General features: G+C 61.3%; 12 protein-coding genes and 1 pseudogene. 7 read left to right on the forward strand and 6 right to left on the reverse strand.

Annotated elements, in window-relative coordinates:
* Positions 1 to 3: 3 nt before the first annotated feature.
* Genes O3W47_RS03115 through O3W47_RS03135 form a run of 5 tightly spaced genes read right to left on the reverse strand, consistent with a single transcriptional unit; the run spans position 4 to position 10,096 of the window.
* Positions 4 to 8,019 carry a YadA-like family protein gene (locus O3W47_RS03115; RefSeq protein WP_269312945.1) on the reverse strand — a complete coding sequence of 2,672 codons (8,016 nt, stop codon included), beginning with the start codon at positions 8,017 to 8,019 and terminating at the stop codon, positions 4 to 6.
* 10 nt (positions 8,020 to 8,029) lie between these two features.
* A complete protein-coding gene (locus tag O3W47_RS03120) occupies positions 8,030 to 8,458 on the reverse strand; it encodes a hypothetical protein (protein ID WP_269312946.1) in 429 nt (142 codons plus the stop codon).
* Positions 8,455 to 9,087 (reverse strand): helix-turn-helix domain-containing protein, encoded by a 633-nt coding sequence (locus tag O3W47_RS25335; protein WP_442864602.1) that lies wholly within the window; start codon positions 9,085 to 9,087, stop codon positions 8,455 to 8,457. Before O3W47_RS25335 ends, O3W47_RS03120 begins: the two co-directional genes overlap by 4 nt.
* On the reverse strand, positions 9,084 to 9,314 hold the full coding sequence (locus tag O3W47_RS03130) for a hypothetical protein (RefSeq protein WP_269312947.1): 231 nt from the start codon (positions 9,312 to 9,314) through the stop codon (positions 9,084 to 9,086). The genes O3W47_RS25335 and O3W47_RS03130 overlap by 4 nt, the downstream gene beginning before the upstream one ends.
* The gene (locus O3W47_RS03135) at positions 9,311 to 10,096 is read right to left on the reverse strand and encodes an EAL domain-containing protein (protein WP_269312948.1); all 786 of its coding nucleotides are present in this window, start codon (positions 10,094 to 10,096) and stop codon (positions 9,311 to 9,313) included. The genes O3W47_RS03130 and O3W47_RS03135 overlap by 4 nt, the downstream gene beginning before the upstream one ends.
* A gap of 506 nt (positions 10,097 to 10,602) precedes the next feature.
* Here O3W47_RS03135 and O3W47_RS03140 point away from each other — a divergent pair.
* A complete protein-coding gene (locus O3W47_RS03140) occupies positions 10,603 to 11,175 on the forward strand; it encodes a recombinase family protein (protein WP_269312949.1) in 573 nt (190 codons plus the stop codon).
* Positions 11,176 to 11,203: 28 nt separating this feature from the next.
* Here O3W47_RS03140 and O3W47_RS03145 read toward each other — a convergent pair whose 3' ends face one another.
* Positions 11,204 to 11,911: a helix-turn-helix domain-containing protein gene (locus O3W47_RS03145; protein ID WP_269312950.1), complete on the reverse strand. Its 708-nt coding sequence runs from the start codon at positions 11,909 to 11,911 to the stop codon at positions 11,204 to 11,206.
* A gap of 540 nt (positions 11,912 to 12,451) precedes the next feature.
* Between O3W47_RS03145 and O3W47_RS03150 the strand changes: the two are divergent.
* The 6 genes and pseudogenes from O3W47_RS03150 to trbJ form a co-directional block, all read left to right on the forward strand.
* Positions 12,452 to 12,682, forward strand: a pseudogene (locus tag O3W47_RS03150) (transposase); the annotation flags it as partial.
* Positions 12,683 to 13,182: 500 nt separating this feature from the next.
* Positions 13,183 to 14,139, forward strand: coding sequence for a P-type conjugative transfer ATPase TrbB (trbB, locus tag O3W47_RS03155; protein WP_269313704.1), 957 nt, complete (start codon positions 13,183 to 13,185; stop codon positions 14,137 to 14,139).
* A complete protein-coding gene (locus tag O3W47_RS03160) occupies positions 14,136 to 14,492 on the forward strand; it encodes a TrbC/VirB2 family protein (protein WP_269312951.1) in 357 nt (118 codons plus the stop codon). The genes trbB and O3W47_RS03160 overlap by 4 nt, the downstream gene beginning before the upstream one ends.
* The gene (locus O3W47_RS03165) at positions 14,489 to 14,770 is read left to right on the forward strand and encodes a VirB3 family type IV secretion system protein (protein WP_269312952.1); all 282 of its coding nucleotides are present in this window, start codon (positions 14,489 to 14,491) and stop codon (positions 14,768 to 14,770) included. Before O3W47_RS03160 ends, O3W47_RS03165 begins: the two co-directional genes overlap by 4 nt.
* Positions 14,771 to 14,784: 14 nt before the next feature.
* The gene (gene trbE / locus O3W47_RS03170) at positions 14,785 to 17,289 is read left to right on the forward strand and encodes a conjugal transfer protein TrbE (RefSeq protein ID WP_269312953.1); all 2,505 of its coding nucleotides are present in this window, start codon (positions 14,785 to 14,787) and stop codon (positions 17,287 to 17,289) included.
* Positions 17,286 to 18,068 (forward strand): P-type conjugative transfer protein TrbJ, encoded by a 783-nt coding sequence (trbJ, locus tag O3W47_RS03175; RefSeq protein ID WP_442864603.1) that lies wholly within the window; start codon positions 17,286 to 17,288, stop codon positions 18,066 to 18,068. Before trbE ends, trbJ begins: the two co-directional genes overlap by 4 nt.
* Positions 18,069 to 18,073: the final 5 nt, after the last annotated feature.

Raw genomic sequence — 18,073 nt, forward strand, 5'->3', positions numbered from 1 at the left:
GCCTCAGTTGAGCGTGAAGCTCAGGCCGGCGCCAACACCCCACTTACCGCCGGCAGTGGTGGCGGAAAGATTGGTGCGCAGGCGGCCGTCTTCGCTGGTATAGCCGGCGCCGAAGGCAAGAGCGCCTTCTCCGCGCCAGAAGCCGCCACCGACTGCAACGCTTGCCTTGCCCGGACGGTCATCGTAGCGCAGCGATGCCGCGGCCAGGCCGATTGCGGCGGCCTGTCGTGCCTCGCTCCGCACTTCGCCGATTTCCTGGTTCAACTGTCCGAACTTGTAGTCGGTGTAGTTGTTGGCCTGGTTCAGTGTCGTGACGGCGACCTTATCGGTATAGGCATTCGACGTTTCGATCGCGTAGTTGACGCGATTGTCGGTATATGATTTCGACTCATTCAACGTGGTCGAAAGCCCTTCCTTGAGCTGCCCGACATTGGCCGCGTCGGTATCCTTGACGCCGGCGGCGACGTTGGAGATCAGGACCGGCGCATTCGGATCGCCGCCGACGAGCGTGACCGAATTGGCCCTGCTGCCGTCGGGGTTCTTGTCATACATGACCGCGCCGTCGGCCACTTCGCCGATTTCCCCACTGAGGTTATCGATGGCCTGATTGGTGGCATGAAGCTGGGAGCCGTTGACCGCGTCGGTGGAGGTTTCGGAGATCCGACCCGCCGCGACATTGGTTATGGTCCGCTCAGCATCCTTGTCACCAACGCTGACGGTGCCGACCGGAGCGGTGCCGGCGAATTTGTAGTCGGTGCCATTGATCGTCGTGCCGGTGGTAGCGACGGCTTCCTGAGTCACTGAGCCAGATCCAAGCGCAACATCATTGGCATTGTTGGCCTTGGCCCCTTTGCCGATCGCGATGGCGCCATCCGCGCCCGTGGCGGTTGTCGCACCGTTGCCCATGGCGATGCTGCCATCACCATTTGCAATGGCCTCGGGTCCGATCGCAACGCTCTCCTGACCGACTGCCTGACTGTCCGGCGCCGACGAATTCGTGTGGAAGTATTTGATGCCTCCGCCATTGTCGATGTTGTCAATTCGTGAACTGACATTGGTCACGCTCTGGCTGAGGCCGCCAAGTGCATCGCCCACATTGTCATGGGTAACGTTAGTCACATTGCCGTTCGGATCAATCGCCGCAATCTGATAAGAAGGCGCCGACAGCGTGCCATCCGGCAGGACCGATACACCGTAATCACTGCCTCCCAGATGGTTGGCGATGCTGTTACCCATGCCCCACAACTGGCTGCCGTTGATGGCGTCGAGAGACGAAGCGCCGATCATGCCGGGAGCGACGTTGGTGATGCGCAGACTGCCCGCGTCGATGCCGGTGGTCGTGATGCTCGGACCGCCGGCAATGGTCAGGCCGGTGCCATCGATATAGGTGTCGCCCACCGTGATCGAATTGCCGATCACAAGATCGTCGGCGAGATCGAAGGTAACGTCGTTGCTGTCAGCGGTTTTTGCGACCTTGATATTGCCGTCGGTGTTGCTGAGGTCGACCGTATCGCCCGGGGCGACCTTGCTCACGTTCTCGCCGCTTGCCGAGATGTTCCAGCCGGCATTGGCGGTCTCGGCCACCTCGTTAAGCTGGTCGACATTGACCGCGTCGGTACCGTCGACGCCGGCAGTGACGCCGGTGATCCGGCCGCTGCCATCGGCGTTGATGACGACATCGCCGAACTTCGGCGCCTCGGCCATCAGGAGCTGAAGATTGCCGTCGGCGTCGACCTCGGTGCGTAGGTTCCCGCCGCTATAGGCGCCGATCGTGGTGCCGCCGCCGACGATGTTCATGGTCTCGCCAAGCTTGCGGGCCACCGAGCCGGAATTGCCCGCGAAGGTCAGCGGGGTGTCGGCCAGTTCCGTCACCGAGTTGTCGACATACTCCTTGTTGGCAATATGCGTGTTCTCTGTGATCGGGCCGTCATAGTGGGCGCCGCTGTTGTCGACATAGAAGTTGTCGCCAGCTGTCAGGTTTGTCGTGGTGACGCTGTCGCCGTTGATGACCGTGCCCCCCACCGTGATCGAGTTGCCGATCTCGAGATCGTCCGCCAGATCGAAGGTCACATCGTTGCTGTCGGCCGCCTTGGCGACGACGATGTTGCCGTCGGTGTTGTTCAGGTCGACCGAGCCACCAGGCCCGACATTCGTCTGGTTCGCACCCTGAGTCGAGATGTTCCAGCCGGCATTGGCGGTCTCGGCGACCTCGTTGAGCTGGTCGACGTTCACCGCATCGGTGCCGTCGACGCCCGCCGTGACGCCGGTGATCCGGCCGCTGCCATCCGCATTGATGACGACATCGCCGAACTTCGGTGCCTCGGTCATGAGGAGCTGAAGATTGCCGTCGGCGTCCACTTCGGTGCGCAGGTTCGCACCGCTATAGGCGCCGATCGTGGTGCCGCCACCGGCGATGGTCATCGTCTCGCCAAGCTTGCGATCGACGCTGCCGGAGTTGCCGGCGAAGGTGAGCGGGGTGTCAGCCAGTTCCGTGACCGAGTTGTCGACATAGCTCTTATTGACGATGTGGGTTTCGTCGGTGATCGGGCCGTCATAATGCGCCCCGCTGTTGTCGACGTAGAAATTGTCGCCAGCTGTCAGGTTTGTCGTGGTGACGCTGTCGCCGTTGATGACCGTGCCCCCCACCGTGATCGAGTTGCCGACCTCGATATCGTCTGCGAGATCGAAGGTGACGTCGTTGCTGTCGGCCGCCTTGGCGACGACGATGTTGCCGTCGGTGTTGCTGAGATCGACCGAGCCGCCCGGCCCGACATTCGTCTGGTTGGCACCCTGGGCCGAGATATTCCAGCCTTGATTTGCCACCTCGCTTACGTGCTCCACGGCCTGGTTCGTGGCATGAAGCTGCGATCCATTGACAGCGTCAGTCGAGGTCGCGCTAAGCTCGCCAGCCGCGACGTTGACGATCTGCCGCTCTGAACCCTCGGTGCCGACGCTCAGGACGCTCGCGGGATTGCCGCCGGCGAAGGCGTAGGTCTGCCCGTTGATGGTGACACCAGCAACGGAGGTTGCAGCCCTCGTAACCGACCCCGCACCGATGGCGACGGAACCCTCTTCAGTCGCCTTCGCTCCCCAGCCAAGTGCAAGGCTGCGGACTCCGGCTGACGTCGCCCCATTACCGATGGCAACCGACTCGTCACCGAGCGCCCCCATCGTTCCACTACCGTCAGTCCAGCCGAGTGCGATGGCTCCGCCACCTGATGCGTTGGCGTTGTTGCCAATCGCCGTGGCGAGATCACCGGATGCCGTTGCCGTTGTGCCGATAGCGACAGCCGAGGTCCCCGAGGCGCTCGAGTTTTCTCCCATGGCCAAGCTGTGATCGCCTGAAGCCGTGGTGTTGAAGCCGAGCGCAGTAGCACCTTCACCCGACGCCGAGGCGAGGACGCCCGCGGCCAAGCTATTTTCTCCAGTGGCGCCGTCGTTATTGTAGTTGCCGCCGACGGTCCCGCCGTCGTTGACGCTGTAATAATGCGTCGCAGACGCATCGACGTGCTCGCCAAGAGCTTTCAACTGCGCGACATTTACGGCGTCACTATCTTGCGTGCCGGCCGCAACGCCGGTGATCTGGCGATACTGGCCATTGGCGGCATCGCCGATCGAGAGTGCCCCCAAGGTGCTGGTGGTGGCGTTGATCGCCGCAGGATCAGCGCCTATCGGAACATAGCCTGATATCCCGGCCGCGGTGTTCGCTACCGAATGGCTGCCCAGGGCAACGCCATCGGCCACCGACGCTTCAGCGTGTGCTCCAAGCACAGTCGCGCGGTCGGCACCTGCCTGAATATTGTTTCCCGTGCCAACAGCGGTGGCCTCATTGGCCATGACGGTATTGCCACTGCCGAAAGCGTTCGAGTCCTCACCGTAGGCGCTATTCATGCGCCCCACGGCAGTGCTGCGGATACCCCCGGCGTCGTTGGCGAAACCGACGCTCGTGGTTTCGTCTTCACGAGCGATGTTGGCGCCACCGATAGCAGTGGAGTAAAAACCCTCCGCAATACTCTGCGCACCTATGGCCGTGGCGTAAGTGTCTTCTGCGCGGCTGTACAGGCCCATAGCGAGAGAACTAGTTCCGCTCGCTACGTTGTAGGCACCAAACGCCGCCGAAGCTCCTCCACTCACGTTATTACCTTGTCCCACGGCAGTGCCGCTCTCGATGGCGACCGTGTTCAGCGATCCGATCGCCACGGAGCCTCTACCGGTAACGGTATTCCTAAAACCTACCCCGGTTGCCGCCTCCGAAGTTTGCCCGTCCACCATATTGCGGTCGCCGATGGCGACATCTGACGTACCGACGGCGACACTTTCCGTGCCCGCTGCAAAGCTCCGATCCCCGCTAGCGGTGTTTAAGACGCCGACTGCGCTGCTGTTCGTCCCGGAAGCCGTGTTGGAGAAGCCGAAAGCATTGCTCCAATCGCCATTTGCGAAATTGGCGCTGCCCATCGCGCTGCTCAGATTGCCCGAAGCCGAATTGCCTTGGCCAACGGCCGAAGCACCTTCGTTGCTCGCGATATTGCCGCCACCGATCGCGGAACTGTAGGTGCCGGATGCTGAGTTGTTGTTGCCAACGGCAGTGCTCATATCCCCCGATGCCGCAGCGCCATCGCCTACGGCGAGAGAAGACGAGCCGGAAGCGGCCGCGCGATATCCGACCGCCGTGCTGCCAACCGCTGATGCCGTGCTGTCGGTACCGACTGCCGTGGCGTTGGTGCCCGCCGCGGATGCGCGAACACCAGCCGCCAGAGCATTGGAGCCCGTCGCACCGTCGTTGTTGTAGTTGCCGCCGGCCGCACCACCGTCATTGACGCTGTAGTAGTGCGTTGCCGTGGCATCGACATGTTCTCCAAGAGCATTGAGCTGCGAGACATTGACCGCATCCGTATCAGCGGAGCCGGCCGCCACATTGGTAATACGGCGCTCCGAGCCAGCCGAGCCGACCGACACTTCACCCACTGGAGCGATTCCGGCGATTCCAGTCAGATCTCCCGTGGGTGTGAAAGCCGTATTGGCCAGCGTGCTGCCGTCAGCGACGCTACCTGCGCCAAGAGCCACACTGTTTTCCGCCGTCACTTCGGCCAGGCTTCCCAGCGCAAGTGAATTGTCTGCGGCCGCATTGCTGCCTGCGCCGACAGCGGTTGCGAACCGCCCTGTTGCTCTGGCATTGCTGCCGTGGGCGACTGTCGAGATGTTCTCCGCATGGGCGCCCCAACCGATCGCTACGCCAGCTCTTCCGCTTGCCACGCTGCCATTGCCGGCGGCGATCGCGTTCAGACCGCTGGCCTGGCTCGTGAAGCCAATCGCAACGGCCGTCTGACCTGCGGAAGAACTACCCGTACCTACCGCAATCGACTGGGTGCCAGTTGCGTTGGCCTCCGTGCCGAGCGCGAGGGCACCGGCATTGTAGCCATTCAGCGTGCCGGTGAAACCATCTGCGAACGCACCGTCGCCGATGGCGAGACTGCTTGCCCCGGCTGCCTGCGCGCCGTTACCAACCGCCACAGAGGATTCTCCCGAAGCGACGCTTTCCGTACCCGCTGCGAAGCTTCGATCTCCGCTGGCGGTGTTAAGAACGCCGATGGCGCTGCTGAACGTGCCATCTGCCGTATTTTGGGCGCCGACGGCGGACGCTGCGGCGCCCGAGACCCGATTATTGACGCCAACCGCACTCGCGCCATCAGCCGAGGTCCTGTTGTTGTTGCCGATCGCGCTGCTGGCATTACCGGAGGCTTCATTTCCGTATCCCAGTGCGCTGCTTGCCGTGCCACGTGCCTCGTTATTGCGGCCGATCGCAGAACTCTGATCGCCGACGGCCTCGTTATCGGAGCCGATCGCGTTGCTCCATTCCCCGCTGGCGACGTTCCGGTAGCCGACTGATGTGCTGAAATCGCCTGAAGCCTCGGCCTCGATGCCGGCAGCCAAGGAATTATTGCCGGTCGCGCCGTCGTTGTTGTAGTTGCCGCCGGTCATGCCGCCGTCGTTGACGCTGTAGTAGTGGGTCTTCCCGGCTTCGACCTCGTCAGCCAAATCGGTCAACTGAGAGACATTGACCGCATCGGTGTCGGCAACGCCCGCAGCAATACCGGTGATCCTGCCGCTGCCATCGGCATTGATGACGACATCGCCGAACTTCGGCGCCTCGGCCATGAGGAGCTGAAGATTGCCGTCGGCGTCGACTTCGGTGCGCAGGTTCGCGCCGCTATAGGCGCCGATCGTGGTGCCGCCGCCGACGATGTTCACCGTCTCGCCGAGCTTGCGGGCCACCGAGCCGGAGTTGCCGGCGAAGGTCAGCGGCGTGTCGGCCAGTTCCGTGACCGAGTGGTCGACGTACTGCTTGTTAGCGATATGCGTGTCCTCGGTGATCGGGCCACTATAGTGAGCCTCGTTGTTCATCACCGAAAAGCTGTTGCCGAGATGGGTGTCGCCCACCACCGTCAGGTTGGTAGTGTTGACGCTGTCGCCGTTGATGACCGTGCCACCGACGGCGATCGAGTTGCCGACCTGCAGATCGTCGGCCAGGTCGAAGGTGACGTCGGCACTGTCGGCCGTCTTGGCAACGACGATGTTGCCATCGGTGTTACTGAGGTCGACCGAGCCGCCCGGTCCGACATTGGTCTCGTTCGCGCCACCCGCCGAGATGTTCCAGCCTTGATTTGCCACCTCGCTTACGTGCTCGACAGCCTGGTTTGTGGCATGGAGCTGCGATCCGTTGACGGCGTCAGTCGAGGTCTCGCTGATTTCGCCGGCCGCGACGTTGACGATCTGCCGCTCTGACCCTTCGGTCCCAACGCTGACAACGCTGGAAGGCGTGCTTCCGGCAAAGGTGTAAGTCTGGCCGTCAATAGTGATACCGGAGACCGAAGCAGCTTCGCGCGTCACCGAGTCTTCGCCAAGGGCAACGCCACCTTCATGAAGGGCCTGCGCACCAGGCCCAAGAGCCAATGCGCGATCTGCGGTTGCCTCTGCGAAGCCGCCGAGTGCGACTGCCTCCGAACCAGACGCACTGCTCGCACCGCCAACGGCCACGCTATTGTAACCGGACGCCTCTGCCGTCGATCCGAAAGCGGATGCGAATTCGCCCGTGGCGTTCGCGCGCTGGCCGAAGGCTGCGGCATTGTCTGCCGTGGCCTTCGCATTGAAGCCAAGCGCGGTAGCACTCAGGGCTGATGCCTCTGTATCGTAACCGATCGCAACACCCTGTTGGCCAGCGGTAGCCTGATCACCGATCGCCACGCCGAACTCTTGTTCGACCGATGAACGCACGCCGATGGCAATGCCCGACTGAGCTTCCGCCGCCACCGTGCTCTCACCGCCAAGTGCGATGGAATCGGCTGCGGCGGCCTGCGCGCCACGAACATTGTTGGCGCCGACCGCAATCGCTCCGGCTCCCGTTGCGCGGGTCGAATTTGCTTCTGAAAGCGCCGTCGTGCCGTTTCCAGCGGCACTGCCAATGGCAACAGAGTTCGTGGCAGTTGCCTGGCTGCCAAAGCCGAGCGCGGTGCTGCCGGTTCCGGTCGCCCGGGTTTCGACGCCGAGAGCCGTTGCCCATTTGGCCGCATCAGCATTGAATCCGATCCCCGTCGCTCCCTGACCTGTGAGATCGACAAAGGTGCCGTAGCCGGTCACCCCCAATTGGTTGTTGCCCTTGGCGTCGCACCCGGCCACAGTTGAATAGGTGCCTGACCCATCGGTCGCTTGAGTGCTTGTCAAGCCGTTCCCCAAACGACCAACTGACGGCGTGGCGCCACCTTGCACACAAGTGGTTTTGGTATCGATCGTGTTCGCAGAGGCGGGAACGCTCACTCCCAGCACGGAAATCGCGACGGCCGCCCCCGCGCCCAGCGCACCCAGCCCAAGACGCTTGCAGCCCAATCCCAGCGTCATATGCGCAAGCCGCAAGATCGCCATCAGCCGACGGCGGAGCGAGCGGGTGTTGGCCGCGCCCGCAATCCAGCTCTGAATAAATCCGGGCCGTCGTATCGGGCGCTTGGAAAGCATTGGTATAGACATCGTTTCTTCCTTAGTTACTGCCGCCATCACTGGCCCTGGCCGCCGGCGAACTGGTCATGTCATTGTTTGAGATCAATGGATTGCGTAGTTGTTCGAGAAGGCTTTGCCCGTCCCGAATTCCAAGCTGCTCAATGGAGACAAACGCCTTCTGAACCCCCTCGTGGGACGGCTTTGGCACCATGCAAAGGGCGTTTTCGATCCTCTCCGGCGTAAGCGACCGGAGCAGAAGCGTTCGACATGCATCGAGATGCGCTGTCGGCTCGTGGTCACCAAAGAACGGGGTGGTGAGGCCGAGAACGTAAAGTGCGTAGAGGTAGTCGATTTCTTCGGTCGAGACCTGCCCGGAGTAACGCCCCTCCAGCGCGCGCCAGGCTGCTTGCGCCTTCGGCTCGAGCAGCTTCGGGTCGTTGTACATGAAAGATGGGAAGGCAGCGTTCATGACTGCCCTCCCCCTGCTTCGGAGGTCCGCCAGTATTCCCGAAGCTTGTTGCGGATCGTGCGGAGCGAAACGCCGAGCATGTCAGCAGTGCGCGCCCGGTTGCCATGGCAATGGCGCAGGGTTTGCAGAATGACCCTGCGCTCCACATCGGCGAGCGTCTGCCCCACCAGTCGGCGCGCAGCCTGGTTGGCTGTTTCCGTTCCCGTCGCTTCCGGACCGGCCGCAAGATGGCAGATGACGTGATCGATCAACCGTTCGTCGCTGGCGGTGACCACAATCACGCCTGAATAGGGCGTTTCTTCCCGAAAGACGAACAAACCGGTCTCGCCGTCGATCAGGACGGCAGCCGTCTCTCCAATGAGAAGCTGTGGCGCCTCACCCTCGGTGAGCATGATTGACGGCGCATTCTCAGGTGCGGCTTCATCATGGAACAAGGCATGGAGCTCGGAGCGAAGATAAGAGAGGCGCGCACGCTGTAGCGAAAGGCTGTGGCACGGCGAATGAGCACGCTTGCCGAAAACAGGCTGCGTTTTTCCGATATCGACAGCATTACCTGCACCACGGCGGCCGAAGCTACCGAGGACTGTGCACAAGCCATTGGAACCGAACAGCGAGGGCTTCTCGTTCATGCGAGCTCCCGCGCGGCCCAGCCGATCCAGCCCGCCAGTATTGAAAATACAACGAGCCCGGCCGCTGCGTAGAAGCTCCCGGCAAATACAAATCCCATGATCGCGCCGGAGATCGCCGAGATACCCGCCGTCAGCACTGTTGCCCGCCCGCGATCGGCGTCCTGACAGCTCGGGCAGGTGCTTACCTGGTCCTGATGAGGCAGGGATTCGTGCTCTTGAGGTCTCATGACACGACCCCTTCCGAGGCTACATGCTTTGCCTTGCACCCCTTCACGGGCTGAGACAGGTGATATCCCTGAAGGTGGGTCGCGCCGGCACCTCGCGCGCAGTTGGCCTCGTCTTCGGACTCGACACCTTCGATGACGACGATCGGCGCAAAGCAGCCGGCCAGCCCGACCATATGCGAGAGACTATCGCCGCCATTGGGCGACCGGTGGATATCCCAGAGAAACGAGGCGTCGATCTTGACGATGTCGACGGGCGTCAGGCGGAGAACTTCCGGCGAGGCAAAGCCGGTTCCGAAATCGTCCAGAGCAACGCGGCATCCCAGTCGCCGGATATCCGCAAGCATCATTGCGGATAGCGTTAGATCCTTCAGCGCACGCGTTTCGGTCAATTCGAGAACAAGCCGGTTCGCAAGCTGGGCACGCGCTGCGACTTGACGGAGGATCACATTCCAGGTCGCGGCATCCACCAAATTGTGGGCAGACAGGTTGCATCCGAGAACCGCATGAGGATCCGCCTCCAACATGTCCAGGACGAGGGCAAGCACATGCCGGTCGAGCATTGGCGTTTCGCCCAGGATCTCAAGCAGCGGGACGAAATCACTGGCGCCATACATGCACCCGTCGCTTCCCGTCAGATGCGCGGAGCACTCGCCATAAAGTATTTGGTCCGTATTCGATGCCGCATGGATGCCTTGAACATCGAGCCCAACACGATCGTCAGCAATCGCTTCCGCGACCAGATCGGCGCACTTTGTGTCAAGAATATCAAGCTGCCCGAGCATGACCGCCCTCCCTTGTCCAAGTGAAGGGTGCTGCGTGCATGATCCTGGAATCTGGTGTCCGAAAGTAACGCTGCGGCCAAACTGCCGAAACGATGGTCGATTCGAGACACTTTTTCTTTGAAGAACCTGATGGCGCACAATTGGCAAGATTCCATACCGACCGTTCCATCTGGAACGAATCGCGCTTGCGCCCCGCTAACTCAACTTCATCCCTCTTAGACCGGCAAAAACGCCAGATCCATTTCCTTGCCCCCATGCGCACCAAGGGTTCCCTTGTTGTACATCAGAGAAAAGGCGGTTTTTTACTGTTATCCGACGACTTTGTCGGAATTTAAGCAGTGATTTTTGGCCTTACGGGCAATGGGCGAAAGGGAACCATTATTGTCAAGAATGGGGCGCTTGGAAGACGAAACGATGGTCAAATGGACGGTGGCGGCGGGTGCGTGAAGCGTCGTGCCAAGGATGTCTACTTGGAGCAACGCCGCAATCGGCGGGAAGTAGAATCTATGAAGATTGGTTATGCTCGGGTCTCAACGGAAGAACAGAAGATGGACCTTCAAATGGAGGCCCTGAAAAGATCTGGGTGCGAGCAAATTTTTGTTGATCGCGGCGTTTCAGGAAGTCTGTTTGATAGACAGGGCCTCGACGCTGCGCTCGAATACCTGAATACTGGCGATATGCTTGTGGTTTGGCGACTTGACCGGCTTGGGCGTTCACTATCGAAGCTGATCGAGCTGGTGGAGCAACTGGGCAAAATGGGGGTGGAATTCCACTCCCTTTGCGAAAGCATCGACACCAGCTCGTCCGGCGGGCGGCTGATCTTCCATGTCATGGCGGCGCTTGCTGAGTTCGAGCGTTCGTTGATCAGCGAGCGCACCCGGGCCGGCATGCAAGCCGCAAGGGAGCGAGGCCAGCACCTTGGCCGCCCACCTTCTCTGACAGCCGAACAGGTTGATGAGGCGATCATCGCGGTCGAAATGAACGGTGAATACATCACCGACGTTGCGCGCCGTTTCGACGTCTCCAGGCGAAGCTTGAGACGCTTGATGAGGATGCGACTGGAACGGCAGGCAGGATGACCAGCATCGTTCCAAGCATTGGAAGGGCTCAACTCTTCCGATTGCGGCGGATATCGCTGGGTGTGAGACCCCAATAGCGTTGCATCATCGCGGTCATCTGACTTTGCGTGGCAAATCCTGCGATGGGGGCGATTTCACCGAATGTCAGAAGCTGCTGTTTTGCCAGATCCTCGACGAGGCGCAGCCGAAGCGTCGTTATATAATGATAGGGAGCCTGCCCCGTTGTTTCTCGAAATGCCCTGTTGAAATGGCTGGGAGATAGGCACGCAACAGCAGCCAGGTCAGCAACGCTGATCTTCCGGCTAATGTTGGCGCGAATGAAATCGTCCACGCGCTTCAACGTGTGGACGCTCATCCCGCCCTGCTTTGCGCCGCGAAACCTCGAACGCGCACCGGCGTACCGTCTGAGCAGATGTGTCGCAAATACCGTCAGCAAGGAGTCCAGATAGATCTCGTTGACAGAGCCGTTTCGTGTGTGGCGGAACTCGGCTTCTATGAGCTTGGCAATCCTGTGGGCATCCCCATCGACTTGGCCTGAGCGCGGCAAGGCGAAATCGATCCTGTCGTCGTCATATTCCGCTATCGCCAACTGTTGGAAGCGTTCCGGCGCCAGTGCCAAAAGAAGGTTTTCCTTCGGTTGCCGCCACTCCGCGAACAGCTCCGCATTAGCCGGGACCAATTCAAGCGTTCCAGCAGGTGCACCGAACAGCCGGCGGCGGTCGCTGTTGAGTGTCATGATCCGCTCTGGCTGCGGGATCAACATGAGGATGGCATAGTGGACCTTGCTCGTAAATTCGATCGCATGCGGCCCAATCCGTGTCCTTGTTACGCTGCCGGAAGAGGCGTGAAGCTGAGGCCCCCACGCCGGCGGCACAATTGAAAGCATAGTCCCCCTTTCGCCCGAGCACATGAGCAGCGGCCATGATTGATTCGGTCACTGCTCAAAGATATCTATCGCTGGCAATTTCAGCTATGGCGGGAGGCCGTCAAAATGGCTGCGCGTTTTGAGTGAGACACGGTGGGGACCGGGAACCCGCGCCCGGTTGTGCTAAAGGTCCGTTTCGGGATCGAGCCGGCGTCCGGCGAAGTGGTCGGCGGCCTATAGAGCGGCCGCGGACGCAGAACTCGGCGAACTCGCGCCACGGGGACTTTGCAGGCCCGCTCGGGCCTACAAATAAGAGAGTTCGAGGCCACTGACATGGAGCCGGTTTTCGAAATCGAAGGTCTGCGCGTCGAATTCCCGCTGAGGGAGAACACCCTCGCCGCCGTGCACGACGTCTTTGCCGAGACATTCGCGCTGCTGGCCGGCCAGCTCGGCCGCAAAATGCGCCGTGAGGGCACAGCAATGCTGCGGCTGATCGATTCAACCCCCATCCCGCTCGGCAAGCTCTACGACTGGGCCAAGTCGAACGGCCGCATCCGTGGCATGAAGCTGCATATCGCCTATGATCCCAATGCCGATTGCCCACGTGTCCTCGACATCACCGACGCCAATGTCAATGCGGCAGGATACGCACCAAATCACCATGCGCATCGACCGTGTAGAGGGCCGACAGCATCGCGATCTGCGCGCCAACAAAACCCCGGAATTCTCCTAAGGCGGTGAAGAAGGCTGCCGGATGTGTCCAATGACGCAACCGGCCGTGATACTCATCCCGCTCGAAGTACGGATCACGGCGACGTTCCATGATGTCATCGAAGGTCCGGATCCTCAAGCTGGCGGTTCAACTTCTCAAAGCCTGTAATCTTCATGATTCGCTCTCCAAATTGCGGAGAAGAATACCACCTGCAATGGCAACAACAGAACTCACTTTAGGAGAAGAGCGAAAATCGCCTGTCTTTGTAGGTCGGAGCGCGATTAGCACCTTTCCCTTGTTGCAAAAGGCGGTTTCCTGTCTCTTCTAATCATCCCCGTTAGCGGCACGAGAAACCTCGCCGCGAGAAACAGGGACCATCGTGGCACATCATCACCATCATGACCGGGAGGTGATCTCTCGCAGCGTGCGGATGCTGCGCACGGCGCTTGGAGCGTCGGTCGTCCACTATCTCGAAGACCCCGCCGTTGTCGAGGTGATGCTGAACCCGGACGGTCGGCTTTGGGTGGACCGTCTGAAGGAAGGGCTTGCCGATACCGGCGAGGTTCTGTCGCCGGAAGACGGTGAGCGCATCGTGCGGTTGGTCGCGCACCATGTCGGTGCGGAAGTCCATGCAGGCAATCCCCGCGTCTCGGCCGAACTGCCGGAAACGGGCGAGCGGTTCGAGGGTCTGTTGCCGCCCGTTGTCACGGCGGCGGCCTTCGCGATCCGCAAACCGGCCGTCGCCGTGTTCACCCTGTCGGATTATGTGGCGGGCGGGATCATGACGCAGCAACAGGCTGACGTGCTGCGCATCGCCGTCGAGAAGCGGAAGAACATTCTGGTCGCGGGCGGCACCAGCACCGGAAAGACCACGCTTACCAACGCCCTTTTGTCGGAAGTCGCCAAAACATCCGACCGTGTAGTGCTGATCGAGGATACGCGGGAACTGCAATGCGCGGCCCAAAACCTTGTCGCCATGCGGACCAAGGACGGCGTGGCTTCACTGTCCGATCTGGTGAAGTCGTCACTTCGTTTACGTCCTGACCGCATCCCTGTCGGTGAGGTGCGCGGCGCGGAAGCGCTCGATCTCCTGAAGGCGTGGGGAACGGGGCATCCGGGCGGGGTCGGCACGATCCACGCCAATACGGCCATCGGCGCGCTTCGGCGGCTCGAACAGCTCGTGCAGGAAGTCGTTATCTCGGTCCCGCGTGCGCTGATCGCCGACACCATCGATGTGATCGCCGTCCTTTCCGGCCGCGGCTCCGCCCGCCGCCTTTCCGAAATCGCCCTCGTGGACGGGATCGATCCTGTCACCGGCGATTACCGCACCTTGTCCGCTCAACTTTCCGCTGACCGTCAACCGCTCCCGAAAGGAAAAGACGCATGAACACGTTTGCCCCGTCCGAACCTTCTATCCTTCGCCGTCTCCGCACACGTCTTGCGCAAACGACAGTGCTTGTGTCCGTCACGCTGCTGATGGCTGCACCCGCCCACGCTTCCGGCTCCTCGATGCCGTGGGAAGAACCGCTGCAACAGATTCTGGAGAGCATCGAAGGCCCGGTCGCGAAGATCATCGCCGTTATCATAATCATCGCCACCGGCCTCGCGCTCGCATTCGGCGATACCGGCGGTGGCTTCCGCAAGCTGATCCAGATCGTATTTGGTCTCTCGATTGCCTTCGCCGCGTCGAGTTTCTTCCTGTCCTTCTTCTCCTTCGGCGGCGGAGCGCTGATCGCATGACGGTGCTCTCTACCGAACAGGAAGAAGTGCGCGGCTTCTTTGCGCCGGTCCACCGGGCGCTGACCGAGCAGATATTGCTCGGCGGTGCTCCCCGTGCCGTGGCCATCGTCAACGGCACACTGGCAGGGGCCGTGGGCCTCGGCCTTCGTCTCTGGATTGCCGGTCTGGTGATATGGGCGATCGGCCATTTCGCAGCCGTTTGGGCGGCACGGCGCGACGCGCAATTCGTGGACGTCGGCCGCCGTCACCTGCGCTATCCCGCACATATGGCCGTTTGAGGGGAAGACCGCCAATGCTCAATCTCTCCGAATACCGAAAGAAGAATGCGGCGCTTTCCGACTTCCTGCCGTGGGCGGCGCTGATCGCACCGGGTGTCGTTCTGAACAAGGACGGCAGTTTCCAGCGCACGGCCCGTTTCCGTGGTCCCGATCTCGACAGCGCCACGCCGTCCGAACTGGTCGGCACCACGGCGCGGCTCAATGGCGCGCTACGGCGTCTCGGCTCAGGCTGGGCGATCTTCATGGAAGCGCAGCGCAACCCGGCCACCGAATATCCGACAAGCCTGTTTGCCGACAGTGCTTCCGCGCTTCTCGATATTGAACGCCGCGAACAGTTTGAAGAATCCGGGTTGCTCTACGAGAGCAGCTATTATCTCACCTTCGTCTGGCTGCCGCCGGCTCAAGAAGCCTCGCGCATGGAAGGCTGGCTTTACGAGGGCCGCGAACGCTCCGGCATCGATCCGCGCGAACTATTGAAAGGCTTCATCGACCGCACCGACAGGGTGTTGAACCTGGTCGAAGGATTTGTGCCGGAAGCGGCGTGGCTCAATGATGCCGATACGCTCACCTATCTGCATTCCACCGTTTCCACGAAACGCCATAAGGTTCGCGTTCCGGAAACGCCGATGTACCTCGACGCGCTTTTGGCCGATCAGCCGCTTGCCGGTGGGCTGGAGCCAAGACTGGGCGATTTCCATCTTCGCACCCTGACCGTGATCGGTTTCCCGACCGTAACCCTTCCCGGTATTCTCGACGACCTCAACAGGATCGCCTTTCCCTATCGCTGGTCCACGCGGGCGATCATGCTCGACAAGCTAGAAGCGACCCGGCTAGTGACGAAGATCAGGCGGCAATGGTTCGCCAAGCGGAAGTCGGTCGCCGCGATCCTCAAGGAAGTGCTGACCAACGAGCAATCCATCCTTCTGGATTCGGATGCCGCCAACAAGGCGGCCGATGCTGACGCGGCCTTGCAGGATCTCGGCTCCGATCAGGTCGGCGAAGCCTATGTGACCGCGACCGTCACCGTCTGGGATGCCGATCCGCGCATCGCCGACGAGAAGCTGCGTCTCGCCGAAAAGGTCATCCAGTCCCACGACTTCACGGCTATCGTGGAGACGGTGAATGCGATCGAGGCATGGATGGGCGGCATTCCCGGCCATGTCTATGCCAATGTCCGGCTACCGCCGATCAGCACGCTCAATCTGGCCCACATGATGCCGCTCTCGGCGGTCTGGGCCGGCCCGGAGAAGGACGAACATCTCGACGCGCCGCCGCTGTTCTATGCCAAGACCGAAGGCGCAACGCCGTTCCGCTTCGCGTTGCACGTCGGCGACGTTGGGCATACCGTGATCGTCGGCCCGACAGGTGCCGGCAAGTCGGTCCTGCTGGCGCTGATGGCCTTGCAGTTCCGGCGCTATGCGAATGCCCAGGTCTATGCGTTCGACTTCGGCGGTTCTATCCGCGCGGCGACATTGGCAATGCGCGGCGACTGGCAGGATTTGGGCGGCTCGCTCTCCGACGATACATCGCTCCTCAACACCGTGTCGCTCCAGCCGCTCGCCGGTATCCATGACACGCCGGAACGGGCATGGGCGGCCGACTGGCTGGTGGACATTCTGGTCCGCGAAGGCGTGGAAATCACGCCGGATGTCAAGGAACACCTCTGGACGGCGCTCACGTCTCTGGCATCCGCGCCTGTCGTGGAGAGGACCATTTCCGGACTTGCCGCATTGCTGCAATCAAACAGCCTCAAGCAGGCGCTTCGCCCGTATTGCATCGGCGGTCCCTATGGCCGGTTGCTCGACGCTGAGATGGAGTGGCTTGGTTCCGCCTCGGTGCAAGCCTTCGAGACCGAAGGGCTGATCGGGACCGGGGCGGCTCCTGCCGTGCTGTCCTATCTCTTCCATCGTATCGAATCCCGTTTCGACGGTCGCCCTTCACTTCTCATCATTGACGAGGGCTGGCGGGCGCTGGACGACGGCGGATTTGCGCAAAAAATCAAGGAATGGCTGAAGACGCTGCGCAAGAAGAATGTCTCCGTCGTCTTTTCCTCGCAGTCGCTGGCCGACATCGAAGCCTCTCCGATCGCGCCGGTCATTGTCGAAAGCTGCCCGACCCGCATCTTCCTCGCTAACGAACGGGCCATCGAACCTCAAATCTCATCCATCTATCGGCAATTCGGCCTCAATGACAGACAGATCGAAATCGTCGCCCGCGCCACACCGAAGCGGGATTATTACTGCCAGTCCCGACGCGGCAACCGCCTTTTCGAGCTTGGCCTTGGCCACATCGCGCTCACGCTTTGCGCTGCGTCCGACAAGGCCGCCCATGCCCTCATCGACGCGCTCATGAAGGACGGCGCGAAGCCGTATTTCCTAGAAGCATGGCTTGAGGCCAACGAGCTTCGCTGGGCGACCGATCTTATCCCCGACCTCACCAATGTCATCGACCAGTCCGCCGTAAGGAATGGTCAACCGCTCTCTGTTTCCCCGTCGTCCGAAGAGGAGTTCCCACTATGAGGCATACCGCTCGTTCCCCGCGTGCCCGTGTCATGGCCTGCGTCGTCAGCGCATCCGCCATCCTGCTGTCGGTTTCCCTGCAACTGGTCATCCTGCCCCTCACGGCTCAACCGGCCTCGGCGCTGATCGTCTATGACCCGACGAACTATTCGCAGAACCTTCTTTCGGCTGCGCGCGCGCTGGAACAGATTAACAATCAGGTGACGTCCCTCGCCAACGAGGCGCAGATGCTCATCAACCAGGCGAGGAACCTCACCAGCCTGCCGACCTCCTTGCTCTCGCAGATCGAAGGCAACTTCTCCGAGATGAAGTCGCTTCTCAATGAGGCGGACCAACTCGCCTACAATGTCCAGAATATCGAGACGCAGTTCAACGCCACTTATCGCGATTTTGCTTCCGGCGACCGCACAGCATCGCAACTGGTCTCTTCGGCGCAGCAGCGTTGGCAGCAATCGGTATCGGCCTTTGAGCATTCGCTGAAGGCCGGAGCGGTTACGGTCGAGAATATCGAAGGCACGCAGGAACAGACCAGCGAGCTTGTCAGCGCCAGCCAGTCGGCCGTCGGCCTGCTTCAGGCGACGCAGGCCGGCAACCAGCTCCTCGCCGTGCAGGCCAAGCAGATTTCCGACCTGACCGCCATGCTGGCCGCGCAGGGCCGCGCCACCGCTCTCGAACAGGCAAGACAGGCCGCCGCACAGGAGCAGGCCCGCGAGCAGTTTTCCCGCTTCATGAGCGGCACAGCCTACAGTTCGTCCACCGTCCGTATGTTCCACGATTGAGGAGT

Origin of the sequence: Agrobacterium sp. LMR679, from assembly GCF_027157905.1 — a bacterium.
Classification (GTDB): Bacteria; Pseudomonadota; Alphaproteobacteria; order Rhizobiales; family Rhizobiaceae; genus Agrobacterium; species Agrobacterium leguminum.

What these genes read in the sequence shown, in the direction of transcription:
- O3W47_RS03115 (WP_269312945.1), bottom strand. Translation starts at nt 8,019, where the DNA reads ATGTCTATACCAATGCTTTCCAAGCGCCCGATACGACGGCCCGGATTT.
- O3W47_RS03120 (WP_269312946.1), bottom strand. Translation starts at nt 8,458, where the DNA reads ATGAACGCTGCCTTCCCATCTTTCATGTACAACGACCCGAAGCTGCTC.
- O3W47_RS25335 (WP_442864602.1), bottom strand. Translation starts at nt 9,087, where the DNA reads ATGAACGAGAAGCCCTCGCTGTTCGGTTCCAATGGCTTGTGCACAGTC.
- O3W47_RS03130 (WP_269312947.1), bottom strand. Translation starts at nt 9,314, where the DNA reads ATGAGACCTCAAGAGCACGAATCCCTGCCTCATCAGGACCAGGTAAGC.
- O3W47_RS03135 (WP_269312948.1), bottom strand. Translation starts at nt 10,096, where the DNA reads ATGCTCGGGCAGCTTGATATTCTTGACACAAAGTGCGCCGATCTGGTC.
- O3W47_RS03140 (WP_269312949.1), top strand. Translation starts at nt 10,603, where the DNA reads ATGAAGATTGGTTATGCTCGGGTCTCAACGGAAGAACAGAAGATGGAC.
- O3W47_RS03145 (WP_269312950.1), bottom strand. Translation starts at nt 11,911, where the DNA reads ATGACACTCAACAGCGACCGCCGCCGGCTGTTCGGTGCACCTGCTGGA.
- trbB (WP_269313704.1), top strand. Translation starts at nt 13,183, where the DNA reads ATGCTGCGCACGGCGCTTGGAGCGTCGGTCGTCCACTATCTCGAAGAC.
- O3W47_RS03160 (WP_269312951.1), top strand. Translation starts at nt 14,136, where the DNA reads ATGAACACGTTTGCCCCGTCCGAACCTTCTATCCTTCGCCGTCTCCGC.
- O3W47_RS03165 (WP_269312952.1), top strand. Translation starts at nt 14,489, where the DNA reads ATGACGGTGCTCTCTACCGAACAGGAAGAAGTGCGCGGCTTCTTTGCG.
- trbE (WP_269312953.1), top strand. Translation starts at nt 14,785, where the DNA reads ATGCTCAATCTCTCCGAATACCGAAAGAAGAATGCGGCGCTTTCCGAC.
- trbJ (WP_442864603.1), top strand. Translation starts at nt 17,286, where the DNA reads ATGAGGCATACCGCTCGTTCCCCGCGTGCCCGTGTCATGGCCTGCGTC.